A 13910-nucleotide genomic window follows, 5' to 3' on the forward strand; every position below is an offset into this window, starting at 1 on the left:
GTGGGGGTTGCCGGGAATCGGCGAGTGCGGGTTCCCGGCGGACCCTCGCCCTCAGGCAGTCCACTCGGGGTTGCGGCCCAGGTACCGCAGCAGTGACGACACCGCGTCATCGGCGGTGGCCGGCTCCAAAGCCGGTGCGTATGCGAAGCCGCGCAGTGGCTCCGCCAGCTGCCTCGCCACCGGCAGCAGGTCCGCTGCCAGCTTCGGCGTGAGCGGCGACGGCTGGCCCGTGGCCACCGCGATGTCCCATGCGTGGACCGCCGCGTCCAGGGCTGCCGCGCCTGCTGCCACCGGGGCCGGGAGGGCGCCCTGCGGGAGGGGCGTGGGGACCTCCGTCGCCTCCGGGGATACCGTGGCGAATGCGGCCGCCGCGGCGGTCAGGGTTGGCTCCAGGAAGGCCGCCGGTGCGTCGGGGAGGGCACCCGACGGGGAGAACGGGTCGAAGTCCGGGCCGCCCGAACCCGTGATGAAGGCTGCGTAGCCCAGCTGGTCGCCTGCTGCGTGCTGGAGGACCTGGGTTGCGTTCCAGGCCTCGCACGGGGTCGGCGACGTCCAGTCGCTTACGCCCGCCACCGCCGATCGAAGGGCGTCGTGGGCGGCCGTCAAGATCGGCCAGGGGCTCTTCAGGCTGGCGAAGAATCCGCGGATGTCGGACACCAATACCTCCGGGGCCTCGTGGGCCGCGTAGTGGCCCGCTGCGTCGCGGGGGCCGCCTGCGGCCGTTGAGACGTTGTACGCGTTCCAGCTCACGATGTTCGCGTGGTCGCGGTCCGCGAAACGTCTGATCGACTGGAAGTCGCCCGCGAACATGGCCAGGGCCGTCGGGACCGTTGTCGGGCCCTGGGGGGTCGCCGTCTGGTGGGCGTCTTCGTAGTAGAAGCGGATCGACGAGCCGCCCGTGCGGGTCAGCCAGTACAGGGCCACGTTCGCCAGCACGAATTCCGGGTCCAGGTGCTCGCCGAACAGCTGGGCGTTCCACGCCAGCAGGCCCAGCGGCGAGTCCGCCAGCGCGAACGCCAGCGTGTGCGGCTGCTGGCTGTGCAACGTGTTGAACGAAAACATGTTCTCGTAAAACCACTGCAGGTGCGCGAGGGCCGCCTGGTCGGCCTCGCTCAGGTCCGCCATCTCCGCCGGGTCGCCCGACGGGAACGAGAACAGCTGCGTGACGTGCACGCCGACGACCTTCTCCGGCGCCAGCCGGCCGATCTCCGGGGAGATCATCGATCCCGCGTCGTTGCCCACCGCGCCGTACGTCTCGTAGCCGAGACGGCTCATCAGCTCGGCCCACGCCGCCGCCGTGCGGTGCGTGCCCCAGCCCGCCGCGGCCGTCGGGCCCGAGAAGCCGAAGCCCGGCAGGGACGGGATGACCAGGTGGAACGCCGGCTGGCCGGCCGACTCCGGCTCGGTCAGCGGCCCGATCACGTCGAGGTACTCGACGATCGACCCCGGCCAGCCGTGGGTCAGCACCAGCGGGGTCGCGTCCGGCCGGGACGACCGGACGTGCAGGAAGTGGATGGTCTCGCCGTCGATCTCCGTCAGGAACTGCGGGTACGCGTTGAGCCGCGCCTCGAACGCCCGCCAGTCGAACTTCTCCAGCCAGTACTCGGCCAGCTCGCGCACCCGCCCGTTCGTGACGCCGTACTCCGCGGGCAGGTCGTCCGGCCACCGCGCGCCGCGCAGGCGGCTCTGCAGGTCGTCGAGGGCGGGCTGCGGGATCTCGGCGCGGAACGGGCGGAGGGCGGGGACCGTCATGACTGGCTCCTTCGGGCGGAACGGAATGCTTCGTTCCGAACTGTAGCAGACCGGAATGATCCGTTCCAGTGGTAATCTCGGCGGATGCGCGAGACCGCCACGCCCGAGACCGCCCTGCCCGGCCGCCGAGGCCAGGCCGCCCGCAACAACGTCCTCATCCTCGACGCCGCCCGGCACGTCTTCCTCGGCGATCCGAAGGCGCCGATCTCGCAGGTCGCCGAGCGCGCAGGGGTGGGGATCAGCGCGCTCTACCGCCGGTACCCGAGCAAGGAGATCCTGCTCCGCCACATCTGCCACGACGGGCTCCTCATGTACATCGGCGAGGCCGAGGTCGCCGCCGAGGAGCGGGACGCCTGGGCCGCCCTGACCGGGTTCCTCACCCGGGTCGTCGAGCTGGACGTGCACTCCCTGACCGTCCACCTCGCCGGCACGTTCACCCCGACCGACGAGATGGGCCGGGACGCGCGGCGGGCGGGCGAACTGACGGCGAAACTGGTCGAGCGCGCGCGCGAAACCGGGCGGCTGCGCCCGGACGCCGTCGCCGAGGACCTCGGCATGATCCTCGAGTGCTGCGCCGCCATCCGCGTCGACGACCCGGAGCGCACGACGCAGCTGCGCCGCCGGTACCTCGCGCTGCTCGTCGAGGGGTTGTCGGCGCACGGCCCGGATCTGCCGGGCCCGCCGCCGCGCCCGGGTGAGATGAACGGCCGCTGGCGTCCCTCCTGACGGCGGTGCCGCAACGCATCCGGATGGTGGTAACGATTTCCGGGAGTGCGACGACTGATCAGCGTCGGCTGTCCAAAAGACCCCAATGCACCATCAGTCAGAGCGGCATTCCCTCCCCGGACCGGAACAGCGAGATGACGACTATGCAAAGAAGCTGGCGACGGACCACGATCCTGTCCTCGGTGGCCGCACTGGCCACGGCGTTCATCGCAATCGCCCCCGCCGCGCAGGCGGACACGCCCACCAGCGCCGTCGAAGTCAGTCCCACCACGGTGCTGCCGGGACAGACATTCACGGTGACGCAAACAATTCACAATCCCACCGATTTCACGGTGACTTTCGCGAAGGGCGCCATTTACGGCACCCCGACCGCGATCACCGATGTCGTCGACGTCGTGTCCTGCACCAACACGACCGCGGTCGGCTGCTTCCAGGCCGGGAGCAGCTACCGTGCCGCGTTCGGCGACCTCGCGGCGGGCGGCACGAAGACCACGGTGTGGACCCTGCGCGTCAAGGACACCGCGGCGCCGGGCCAGTTCACGCTGCAGCACCAGTTCGTCGGCGACAACTACTCCTTCGACACCCTCGACGGCCCGGTGATCACCATCGCGGATCCGTCGGCCCAGGCCGACGTCAAGGTCGGGCTCGGCGCCACCGGGCACGGCGGGCTGAACGCGCGCATCGACTACACGGTGACCGTGACGAACACCGGCCCGTCCGCGGCGACCGGAATCCGGGTCGTGGTCACGTATCCCGCGGGCCTGTCGTTCGCCAGCGGCTCCGGGTGCGTCCGCGTCGGCACCACCCGGACCGTGAACTGCGACGTCGCTTCGCTGGCCAGCGGTGCCTCCGTGACGCCGAAGTTCTCCGTCAACGGCGGCCTGCTCGCGCTCGGTTCGTACACCGCGACGGCGGTGCGGACGGCGAGTTCGCCCGCGGATCCCAACAGCGCCAACAACAGCGCGTCGAAGACGTGCTCGGCGCTCACCGGGCTCGTCGTGACCTGCTGAGGGTTCGCGAGAGGTGAACCGGGCTCGTGTCCTCCGCCAGGGACGCGGGCCCGGTTCGCGTTTTCAGCCGGTGACCGACGCGTAGAGCTTCGCGATGTCGTCGTCGAAATACGGGCTGTAGGACACGTCCGGCGTGTCCCCGCCGAGCTCGAAACCGCCGATCACGCCGATCACCGCGCCGCCGGTCACCCACGGCCCGCCGCTGGTTCCGTCGGGGAAACCGGGGCACGCGACGCGCAGCTGATACGTGTCGGCCTGCGTCGTGTTCCCCTCGCAAACCACCGGGGAATCGGTGGTGCCGGGGTAGCCCGTGAGGGTGATCCGGTGCTGGAATCCGCGGTCCGTGCCGAGCACGTTCGCGCCGGTGAGGCTTTCCAGCGACGCGGAATTGCCGGCCTGCCGCACGGTGAGGAACGCGAAATCCAGGTCCGGGTCGGCCGAGGACGTCCAGCCGTCGGCGACGGCCACCGAAGTCACCGTCCACATCCCGAACGGCGTGACGCCGTCGTGGTAGCCCGGGGCGAAGGTCATGCCGTCCTTGACGCAGTGCGCGGCGGTCAGGACGAGGTCGCCGGCGGCGGAGTGCACGACGCTCGCCGTGCAGAAGTGGCTGCCGTTCGCGAACAACGCGCCGACCGCGGAAGCCGCGGGCTTGGCCGAAGGCGCGGCGGCAGCGGCTGCGGCGGCGGCAGCGGGTGCAGGAGCGGCCGGGGCGGCGGCCGGCGCGCCCGCGGCGTAGGCGTCGTCGGCGGTCGTGTCGGTGCCGACGACCAGGCCGGTCCCGAGGACCAGCAGGGTCGCCGCGGCCGTCAGCGCGGGCCGGAGGAACTTGATCGCCACCTCTTCAGATCACCACAGCACCGCCGGATCCGCAGCGTACGGAGGCGGATGCACAGCGACTTCACAATGTCGGGCCGGATGGCACAGCGTCTTCACAGCGCCCGCCGATGGACTCCGGCCCGGACCAAGTCACCGACGCGGTTTCACTCCGGCGTGAGACCCCGGCGATGTGCCCAGGCCGCCACCTCGGTCCGGTTCGCCAGGCCCAGCTTGGCCAGCACGCTGCGGACGTGGCTTTCCACCGTGCGCTCGGAAAGCACCAGCCGGCGGGCGATCTGGCGGTTGCTCAGCGCGCCGGCCACCAGGGCCGCGACCTCCCGTTCCCGCCCGGTCAGCGGGTCGGCCCGGTCGAGCACCGCCGTGGCCTTGCGCAGCCAGCCCGGCATGCCGAGCCGGCGGGCTTCGTCGGCCGCTTGGCGGGCCAGGGTTTCCGCGCGCGGGAGCTCGCCGAGGGCCGTCAGCTCGGCGGCCAGGCGGATGCGGTTGTGCACGACGTACGGCCGGGCGCCGAGCCGCGTGTCCCACGCGATCGCCTCCTCGAACAGCGAGGCGGCTTCGGCGTGCCGGCCCAGGAGCGCGGCGAGGCGGGCGGACCAGCTGCTGGAGCAGTCGCTGCAGAACGTGCCCGCGCCACCCGAGCCGACCGGCGGGGCCCCGGCCAGCCGCCCGGCGAGCCACTCCGCCGTTTCGACGTCCTCGAACGCCTCCAGCAGCGGCAGCAGGTTCGGCGCGATTCCCGGGGCCTGGCCGAGGAAGTCGGGGTCGCGCAGGCGCGGGCGCAGTGCGTCGTAGGCCGCGCGTGCCTCGTCGCGGCGGCCGTCGACCAGGGCGCAGAGCGGGCGGGAGATGACCGTGATCGGCAGGGGTGGCGCGATGGCCAGGAGCTCGTCGTAGCCGTCGGGCAGCTCGGCCGGGTCGCCGACGACGTCGGCCAGCTGCTGCGCGAACGCGAACGACATCCCGGCGGCGGACCGGTCCTCGGCCAGCTCCGCCGCCGCGAGCTCGCCCGCCAGCCGGTTCTGCGCGCGGGCCTCGGCGAACGCGCCGCGGTAGGCCGCGACCGACGCCCGCAGCCGCAGCTCGTGCCAGCGAATCAGCGGCAGGCGGGTCGTCGCGGCCAGCGCCGCGATCGCGGCCAGCTCGGTGTCGACGACGGAGACCGTGCCGACCTCGAAGGCCGCGTCCAGCCGCCACTTGTGCCCCCACAGCGCCACCAGCGGCCGTCCGGTGCCGCCCAGTGACACGGCGAGCGCGCCGAACCGCAGCCGTTCGGCCAGCGGCAGCTCGAACGGGCGGATCTTCAGCCGGGCGCGGACGGCGTCGAGCCGCGCCTCCTGGCCGCCGGACAGCTCCGCCAGCTCCAGCGCCTCGTCCGCGGCCTTGACGGCCTCGGTCGCCCGCCCGTAGTCGGCGGTCACGGCGGCGGACTGGGCCAGCAGCTTCGCCCGCACGGCCGGGTCCGCGTCCGGGCCGAGCACCGCCAGCGCGGACTCCGTCAGCTCGGCCATCCCCGGCAGCAGGTCGGGCGCCGAGGTGTCCCGGACGACGAGCGCCGCCGCAGCCACCAGCGCCGGATCGGACGTCAGCCCGGCGGCCTCACGCGCGTGGCCGAAGCTGCGGGCGAACCGGCCCGCCCGGTACTCGGCCGTCGCGAGGTCGACGAGCAGGGCGGCGAGCCCGTCGCGGGGGCCCGCGCGGCGGCGGCAGTCGAGCGCGAGAGTGAGAAACCGCGCGGCCTCGGCGAAGGCGAGCGCGCGGGTCGCGTCCCGGGCCGCCGCCTCGGCCCACCCCGCCGCCCGGACGAGGGCGTCCGGGGTCGCCGCCGAACGCAGCCAGTGCCCGGCCACCACGCCCGGTTCGGCCCGGTGTTCCAGCGCGGCCGCCGTCCGGGCGTGCAGGTCCTCGCGGACGCCCTGGTCGAGGTCGGCGTAGATGCCGTCGCGCACGACGGCGTGGGCGAACCGCCGGGACCCGGCGTCGGCGGGCCGCAGCACCCCGGCGCGGACCGCGCGGTCGAGCGCCGTGACGACCTCGGGCACCGGGCGCCCGGCGACCTCGGCGACGACGTGCGCGTCGACCTCCTCGCCGAGGACCGACGCAATCGCCAGCAGGTCCCGCGTCCCCGCGTCCAGCCCGGCGACGGTGGTGCGGACGAGGTGCCGCAGCTCGGCCTCGCCGTCGCCGTTCGCCGAGGAACGCGCGACCGCCTTGAGGTACAGCGGGTTGCCGCCCGAACGCCGCAGCGCGTCGCCCGCGTCGGCACCCGCGCGGCCGACCCCGGCGAGGTAGGCCCGGACGTCGGGTTCGGTCAGCGGGTCCAGGCGCAGGCTCTCCGTGCCCGGCCGGGCCAGCAACTCGGGCAAGGCATCGAAAAGGGGGCTCGCCGGGCCGGTGTCGCGGTAGGTCGCGACCACGGCCAGCCGCGACCGGCGGACCTCGCCGGCGAGGTGCCGCAGCAGCCGCAGAGACGCCTCGTCGGCCCAGTGCACGTCTTCGAGGACCACGACCAGACCGGCCGGTGCCGCCGCGGCGACCAGCGCGTCGGCCGCCACCGCGACGAACCGGAACCGGGCCGCGACCAGGTCGGTGCCGTCGCGGTCGTCCAGCTCGGCCAGGGCGCGGGAGACCGCCGCGCCCGCCTCGGGCAGCGCCTGCAGCACCCGGCGCCACGGCCACAGCGGCGGCGCGCCCGGATCGTCGACGCACCGGCCCCAGACGGCGGCCGGGCCGGTGACCGCCTCGGCCAGCCGGGTCTTGCCGATCCCCGCCGGGCCGCCGACGAGCACCACCGCGCCGGTCCCGCCGGCCGCGGCCGCGAGCCACGCCCGCAGGTCGGCCGCGGCACCGGCCCGCCCGACGAACGGCTCGCTGCGCGTCACCCGGGCAGTATCCCCTTTGCGTGGCCTTCTCCGTACTGGCACTGATGCCCGCCGGCGCCGTTGGCGGCGAGAGTCGTCCCCAGCAGCCGACCAGCGAAAAGGAGCATCCGATGCACGCCACGATCCACCAGTTCCGAAGCCCGCTGGGGGCCCACGACCTCGGCGCGGGCGCCCTGGGCGCCGCCACGCTCACCCAGCTGGGTGGCCAGGCCGGCGCCGTCGTCACCTTCTGGCCCGACGCCGCGACAGCGGGCGAAGCCGCGGCCCGCCGTCCCGGCGGCACCACCTGGCTCGACACCGGTGTCTACCGGGTCGCCGACGTGCACTCGGCGTCGGACGCGGCCGCCTACGCCCAGATCACCTGGTTCGACGGGCCCCGCGGCGCCGACCAGTCGGCCGCCGAGCAGCGTGCCGGCCGCGAGCGCATCCGGCCCGCCGTCCGGGACATCGAGGGCGTCGGCACGACGTACGCCCTGCTCGCCGAAGACCGGGCGCTGGTCGTCGTGGGGTTCACGGCGTCGCTGGCGGTGGTCGAAGCCGTCCAGGACGCGATCATGGGCACCGAGCTGCTGCCCGGCGAGGACCCGGCGCTGCTGCCCGGCCCGGACCGGGTCGAACTGCACCGCGTGCGGCATGCGGCCTTGCCGGCGACGGCGGGTGCGCGATGAGCCCGCACACCGCGCCCGCGCTGCGCGCCGGCACCTGGACCGTCCGCGGTGGACGGACGACGGCGGCCTTCGAGGTCCGCAACTTCGGGTTCAACCGGGTCCGCGGCACGATCCCGGTCCGCGCGGGCACGGTCGAGGTGACCACGGCCGGGGTGACGGCGGTGCACGCCGAACTCGACCTCGGCGCCCTCGACACGCGCAACCCGCGCCGCGACGCCGACCTGCGCAAACCCAGCCTCCTGGACAGCGCCGACCGGCCGGAGCTGACGTTCACGGCCACCGGCGTCCACCGGCGCGACGACGGCTGGGAGGTGGCCGGCGAGCTGCGGCTGCGCGGGACGTCGTGCCCCCTGACGCTGACCGCCGAGCCGAGCGCCGGCGGGACGCGCGTCCGGGCGACCGGGACGTTCGACCGGGCGCCGCTGGGCCTGCGGGTGCCGCGGGCGGTGATCGGCCGGTACATCCGGATCGTCGTCGAGGCGGAGCTCGAGCCGCCTAGCTGAGGTCCCGGGGGAGGAGGGCGGTCGCCGGGTCGGGGGCGGCGACCGCCTTGGGCCGCCGGTCGCGGAAGAGCCAGCCGCCGACGATGCCGCCGGCGAACCCGAAGAGGTGACCCTGCCAGCTGACCCGCTCGTCGGTGGGCAGCAGGGAGGTGAACTGGTAGGCGAAGCACAGCGCCATCACCAGCCCGATCACGATGTCGATCGGGTGCCGGTCGAACAGCCCGCGCACGATGACGTAGCCGAAGTAGCCGAACAGCAGGCCGCTGGCGCCGACCGTGACCGAGTTCGACGGCGCGGTGAACCACACGCCGAGGCCGCTGGCCACGATGATCAGCGCACTCACGCCGAACCACTTCTTCACCCCGCGGTAGGCGGCGAGGAACCCGAAGATGAACAGCGGCCCGGAGTTGGCCTCGATGTGCCCCCAGCTGGAGTGCATGAACGGCGCGGTCAGGACGTCCGGCAGCGACCCCGGGTCCCGCGGCTCGATGCCGAGGTCCCGGCCCAGGTCGTAGCCGTCGACGGCGTTGACGATCTGCACCAGCCACAGCACGGCCAGCAGGCCGACCATCACCCACAGGGCCTTCTTGGCCTCGGCGATCATCGATTCGGCTTCGCTGCGGGCCGGATCCTCGCTCATTTCGTTCCCCCTGCTCGGTTGGCGCGCGCCCGAGGATAACCGCCGCGGGACCCCCGACGCGGCGTTTCGGACCCAGCCGTGACCTGGCAGGGTTGGGCGCATGACGTCTCACCGGCCGGAGACGGTCTTCCGCGGCCGCCGCATGCCCGGCGACCGCGCCCTGGTCATGGCCATCGTCAACCGCACCCCCGACTCCTTCTACGACAAGGGCGCGACCTTCGCCGACACGGCGGCCCTCGAAGCGGTGGACCGCGCGGTGGCGGCGGGCGCCGACATCGTGGACATCGGCGGCGTCAAGGCGGGCGAGGGCCCCGAGGTCGACGTCGACGAGGAGAGCCGGCGCGTGGTCCCGTTCGTCGCCGAGGTGCGCCGCCGCCACCCGGACCTGGTGATCAGCGTCGACACCTGGCGCCACGAGGTGGGCCGCCAGGTCTGCGAAGCGGGCGCGGACCTGCTGAACGACACCTGGGCGGGCGCGGACCCGAAGCTGGTGGAAATCGCGGCGGAGTTCGGCACGGGCTACGTGTGCTCCCACGTCGGCGGCATGCCGCTGCGCACGGACCCGTACCCGGCACCCACCACCGACCGCCCGTTCTGGCCCCGCTACGACGACGTGGTGGCGGAGGTACTGGCCGAGCTGACGGCGGCGGCCGAGCGAACGGTCGAGGCGGGCGTCCCGCGCGCCGGGGTACTGGTGGACCCGACGTTCGACTTCGGCAAGAGCACCCGGCACGGACTGGAGCTGCTCAGGCACTTCGACCGCCTGGTGGCCACGGGCTGGCCGGTCCTGGTGGCCCTGTCGAACAAGGACCTGATCGGCGAAACCCTGAACCTGGAGCCCCCCGACCGCTTGGCGGGAACCCTGGCGGCCACGGCAATAGCAGCCCACACAGGAGCAGCGGTCTTCCGCGCACACAACGTGAGGGAGACACGGGAGGCCGTGGAGGCGGTAGCGGCCTTCGCCAAGGCAACGGCGACCTCGCAATAGAGGAGCTGGGTGGTCATCCCGTCGCCTGAGGCCGTCAAAGTGACAGGCCTCGATCAGGCTGCCGCGGTAGAGGCTTCTCGCCCCCGGAAAAGCCGGGTCTGGTGACGTCCTTGCCCTCTTGCGCTGCCGGCTTCGTCTTTCGTTCGTTCCGTCAGCAGGCTTGGGGTCGGGGCATGGCGTACAACTGGTGGGGAGGTGATGTCGATGGCGCCCTTGTCTGCGTGGTGGGACAAGCGGTGGCGGTGGGCGGTTGTCGGCGCCTTGGGGGTTCTGCTTGTCTCTGTGCCCTCCGTTGTCGGTGCCCTTAGTCCCTCCGGGGCTTCCGGTGATCCCTCTCGGTTGCGTTCCCTTGTCCTTGGTTCCGCCGGACGGCCGTATCAGGGTTACGCCGAAAGCTCTGGCTCGCTCGCCCTGCCTGAACTTCCGAACCTGGGGGCCGTCACCGCTCTCTTCTCCATGCGGACGCCGATGCGTGCCTGGTATGCCGGGCCTGATCGGTATCGGGTCGATATTCTCGGGACCGCTGGTGAGCACGATGTCTACCGGCTGCCCGATGGTGAGTACACCTGGGACTACGGGGACAACACGCTCACCGAGCTGATCGGGGATCCCGGGGTTCGGCTGCCTCGGGGTGGGGACCTGCTGCCGCCCGAGCTTGCCCGGCGGATTCTGGGTGCCGCTCAAGGGGATCCGGTCAGTGCGCTGCCGGGGCGCAACGTTGCCGGTGTTGCCGCTTCCGGATTGCGGCTGGTGCCCGCCGATCCCGATACCACCGTCGGGCGGGTGGATGTCTGGGCCGATCCGGTGACCGGGGTGGCCGTGCGGGTGGAACTCACCGCTCGGGGGCAGGATGCGCCGATTCTGGTGACCGAGTTCCGGCAGCTCGAACAGACGACGCCGGTCGTCGAAGCGCCGCGGCCGGCGCTCGGGTCCGGGTTCGGGGTGGCCAGTGCGCCGGACGTGGCCGACACGCTCGGTGCGTTCAGCCAGGTGCCGCTGCCGGCGCGGCTTGCCGGCCGTCCGGTGACGTCGTCGGACTTCGGCGGCGTCCAGGGGGCCGCGCTCTACGGCAGCGGGCTGGCCTCCTTCGCCGTGATCGCCGTGCCGCGGACGGTGGCCAACGCTGCGAGCGACGCCGCCGGGAAGGCCGGTGCGGTGCAGGTCAAGCTGGCCACCGGGAGTGTTGTGCAGCTGTCGATCACGCCGCTGTCGCTGGGCATCGTGCGGTCGTCGGTGTCCCGGCGCTCCTACCTGCTGGCCGGGACCGTGACGCCCGCCGTCCTGAAGTCCGTGGCCGATGAGCTGTCCCGGCTGCGCCGGAGCGGGCCGTGATCGTCACCCGCGCGCTGACCAAGCGGTACGGCCGCACGGTGGCCGTCGACGCGGTCGACCTCGAGGTCCGCGAGGGCGACCGCTACGGCTTTCTCGGCCCGAACGGCTCGGGCAAGACCACGCTCGTCCGCATGCTGCTCGGGCTGGTCTACGCGACGGCCGGGGAGATCGAGGTGCTCGGCAAACCGGTGCCGAAGCGGGTCGCCGAGGTGCTGCCGGAGGTCGGCGCCCTCGTCGAAGGGCCGGCCGCGTACCCGCACCTGTCCGGGCGGCGGAACCTGGCGCTGCTCGACGCCGCCGGGCGGGGCGGGGGCCGGCGCACCCGACGCCGCCGCGTCGGCGAAGCCCTCGAACAGGTCGGGCTCGGCGGGGTCGACCAGCGGCCGGTGAAGGCGTACTCGCTCGGGATGCGGCAACGGCTCGGGCTCGCCGGCGCACTGCTGCGGCGGCCGCGGCTGCTTATCCTCGACGAGCCGACCAACGGGCTGGATCCGCAGGGGATCAAGGAGATCCGCGAGCTGCTCGTCGAGCTGAACGCGGGCGGCACCACGGTGTTCCTCTCCAGCCACCTGCTGGCCGAGGTCGAGCAGCTCTGCACGCGCGTCGGCGTCGTCGACCGGGGCCGGCTGGTGCTGGAGGAGGACCTCGGCACGCTGCGGGCGGCGACCGGCCGGATCCTGGTCGGCACGCCGGACCCCGCCGCGGCCGCCGCCGTCCTCGACGGCCAGCTCGAGGCCCGGGACGGCGACCGGCTCGTGATCCGGCACGACGACCCGGCGGCGCTGAACGCCCTGCTCGTCGAGGCCGGGGTGCGCGTGACGTCCATCCACGCCGAGCAGCGGACGCTGGAACAGGTCGTCCTCGACGTGACGGGGCCGGGCTCGGACCGGTTCGGGGCGGCCGGGTGATCGGCGTCGAACTGCGGAAGCTCGCGCTGCGGCCGCGGGTGTGGTTCAGCGTGCTGCTGCTGTGCCTGCTGCCGGCCATCGTCGGCGTCTTCCTGGCGACGGCCGACTTCGCGCCGCCGCCCGGGCAGGGCGGCGCGTTCCTCTCGGCGGTGGTGAACGACGGCGCACTGTTCCCGGCGGCCGCGCTCGCGCTGGTGCTGCCGCTGTTCCTGCCGATCGCGGTCGCCGTCACCGCGGGCGACGCGATCGCGGGCGAGGCGGCCACCGGCACCCTGCGTTACCTGCTGGTGCGCCCGGTCGGGCGGACGCGGTTGCTGGGCGCCAAGATGGTCGCCTTGGCCGTGTACGTGACCGCGGCGATCGTCATCGTCGTGCTGACGTCGCTGGTGCTCGGGGTGTTCCTGTTCGGCACCGGCGGCACGCCGGGGGTCGCGGGACCGGGCGGCCAGCCGGCCGGCGTGACGTCGTTGTCGGGGCAGTCGCTCAGCTCGTCCGCGCTCGGGCTGCGGCTGCTGGGCGCGGTGAGCTACATCGTCGTGTCGATGCTCGGGTTCGCCGCCATCACGGTGTTCCTGTCGACGCTCACGGACTCGGCGCTGGGGGCCGCACTCGGCGGGCTGGCCGCGTTGATCATCAGCACGGTGCTGGAAACGCTGGACGCGGCCGCGTCCGTGAAGCCCTACCTGCCGACGCACTACTGGCTGTCGTGGATCGACTTCTTCCGCGATCCGGTGCTGTGGCGCAACATCGACCACGGGCTGCTGCTGCAGGCCGGCTACATCGTGGTGTTCTTCGGGGCCGCGTGGGCGAACTTCGCCACGAAGGACGTCACGAGCTGAGGCACTCCGCGGGCGGTTCGAGCGGGGTGGTGCCGAGCGCCTGCAGGACGATTTCGGTGACCGCGGGATCGGTGGGCAGGTCGCCGTGGGCGGCGGTGTTGCCGGGGCAGACCTCCTGCAGCGGGACGTTGACGGCGCCGTCGAGGCGGGCCGAGTCGGGCGGGGTGACCGTCTCGTCCCGGTCGGTCCAGAGCGACAGCCACGGCAGGGTCGGCGGGACCGGGTCCTGGGCCAGCTCCTGCAGCAGGCTGCTGCCGGGCGCCAGCTGCACGCACGCGGTCGGGCACGCGCCCGGGACCAGCGCACCGCCCGCCGTGGCCAGGCCGGTGCCGTGCATCGGCGCGCCGAGCGTCACGACCCGGCGGGCCTGGTGCTGCCCGCCTTCCCGGCCGACCCACAGCCGGGCCACGACCCCGCCCGCGGAGTACCCGACGACGTCGACCGAAGGCGCGCCCTGCTCGTAGGCCTTTTCGACGGCCTCGGCGAGGACGCCGGCCTGTTCGACGAGGTCACCGGTGCCGTCGCCGGCCAGGGTGAGCACCTCGGCGGACCGGCCGGTGGCCTGCCGGATCCGCGCGGCGAGGGTCTCCAGGCCGTCCCGGCCGCCGCCGTAGCCGGGGACGAGGAGGACGGGACCGGGCTTGCCCTGGTCCGGGACACCGGCGTCCGGCGCGGCCTTCGCCCCGGAGGTGACGACGACGGTGGCGACGACGACCGCGGCGATGACGGCGGCGACGCCGCTCAGCATCAATCGCCGCCGCGGGCTGATACCGCGCCACCAGGCCGTGATCCGCACCCCTCCATGATGCCCCCGCCCCCCAGGTC

At 73.5% G+C, this 13910-nt stretch carries 13 protein-coding genes; 8 read left to right on the forward strand and 5 right to left on the reverse strand.

What is annotated here, in order from left to right:
* Positions 1–51 precede the first annotated feature (51 nt).
* On the reverse strand, positions 52–1752 hold the full coding sequence (locus C2L59_RS01575; protein ID WP_103347711.1) for a TIGR03086 family metal-binding protein: 1701 nt from the start codon (positions 1750–1752) through the stop codon (positions 52–54).
* Between the two features lie 84 nt (positions 1753–1836).
* Here C2L59_RS01575 and C2L59_RS01580 point away from each other — a divergent pair, with 84 nt between their 5' ends.
* On the forward strand, positions 1837–2478 hold the full coding sequence (locus tag C2L59_RS01580) for a TetR/AcrR family transcriptional regulator (RefSeq protein WP_103347712.1): 642 nt from the start codon (positions 1837–1839) through the stop codon (positions 2476–2478).
* A 182-nt stretch (positions 2479–2660) separates the two neighbouring features.
* Complete coding sequence (locus C2L59_RS01585) at positions 2661–3488, forward strand: DUF11 domain-containing protein (RefSeq protein WP_103347713.1); 828 nt, start codon at positions 2661–2663, stop codon at positions 3486–3488.
* Positions 3489–3551: 63 nt separating this feature from the next.
* On the opposite strand, the gene C2L59_RS01590 is transcribed toward C2L59_RS01585, so the two are convergent.
* On the reverse strand, positions 3552–4328 hold the full coding sequence (locus C2L59_RS01590; RefSeq protein ID WP_103347714.1) for a serine protease: 777 nt from the start codon (positions 4326–4328) through the stop codon (positions 3552–3554).
* A gap of 143 nt (positions 4329–4471) precedes the next feature.
* The gene (locus C2L59_RS01595) at positions 4472–7207 is read right to left on the reverse strand and encodes an AAA family ATPase (protein WP_103347715.1); all 2736 of its coding nucleotides are present in this window, start codon (positions 7205–7207) and stop codon (positions 4472–4474) included.
* Between the two features lie 110 nt (positions 7208–7317).
* Here C2L59_RS01595 and C2L59_RS01600 point away from each other — a divergent pair, with 110 nt between their 5' ends.
* Both C2L59_RS01600 and C2L59_RS01605 read left to right on the forward strand, forming a co-directional pair.
* Complete coding sequence (locus C2L59_RS01600) at positions 7318–7875, forward strand: hypothetical protein (protein ID WP_103347716.1); 558 nt, start codon at positions 7318–7320, stop codon at positions 7873–7875.
* Positions 7872–8378 (forward strand): YceI family protein, encoded by a 507-nt coding sequence (locus C2L59_RS01605; RefSeq protein ID WP_103347717.1) that lies wholly within the window; start codon positions 7872–7874, stop codon positions 8376–8378. Before C2L59_RS01600 ends, C2L59_RS01605 begins: the two co-directional genes overlap by 4 nt.
* Here the strand turns inward: C2L59_RS01605 and C2L59_RS01610 are convergent.
* Positions 8371–9018 carry a rhomboid family intramembrane serine protease gene (locus C2L59_RS01610; protein ID WP_103347718.1) on the reverse strand — a complete coding sequence of 216 codons (648 nt, stop codon included), beginning with the start codon at positions 9016–9018 and terminating at the stop codon, positions 8371–8373. The genes C2L59_RS01605 and C2L59_RS01610 overlap by 8 nt on opposite strands.
* A gap of 100 nt (positions 9019–9118) precedes the next feature.
* Between C2L59_RS01610 and folP the strand changes: the two genes are divergently transcribed.
* From folP to C2L59_RS01630, 4 genes are all read left to right on the forward strand, one after another.
* The gene (folP, locus tag C2L59_RS01615; protein ID WP_103347719.1) at positions 9119–10006 is read left to right on the forward strand and encodes a dihydropteroate synthase; all 888 of its coding nucleotides are present in this window, start codon (positions 9119–9121) and stop codon (positions 10004–10006) included.
* A 456-nt stretch (positions 10007–10462) separates the two neighbouring features.
* Positions 10463–11338, forward strand: coding sequence for a hypothetical protein (locus C2L59_RS01620; protein WP_233223216.1), 876 nt, complete (start codon positions 10463–10465; stop codon positions 11336–11338).
* Complete coding sequence (locus C2L59_RS01625; RefSeq protein ID WP_103347720.1) at positions 11335–12246, forward strand: ABC transporter ATP-binding protein; 912 nt, start codon at positions 11335–11337, stop codon at positions 12244–12246. The genes C2L59_RS01620 and C2L59_RS01625 overlap by 4 nt, the downstream gene beginning before the upstream one ends.
* On the forward strand, positions 12243–13085 hold the full coding sequence (locus C2L59_RS01630) for an ABC transporter permease (protein WP_103347721.1): 843 nt from the start codon (positions 12243–12245) through the stop codon (positions 13083–13085). The genes C2L59_RS01625 and C2L59_RS01630 overlap by 4 nt, the downstream gene beginning before the upstream one ends.
* On the opposite strand, the gene C2L59_RS01635 is transcribed toward C2L59_RS01630, so the two are convergent.
* Complete coding sequence (locus C2L59_RS01635; protein ID WP_233223217.1) at positions 13075–13881, reverse strand: lipase; 807 nt, start codon at positions 13879–13881, stop codon at positions 13075–13077. The genes C2L59_RS01630 and C2L59_RS01635 overlap by 11 nt on opposite strands.
* Positions 13882–13910: the final 29 nt, after the last annotated feature.

This window comes from Amycolatopsis sp. CA-128772 (genome assembly GCF_002904295.1).
Taxonomy (GTDB): domain Bacteria; phylum Actinomycetota; class Actinomycetes; order Mycobacteriales; family Pseudonocardiaceae; genus Amycolatopsis.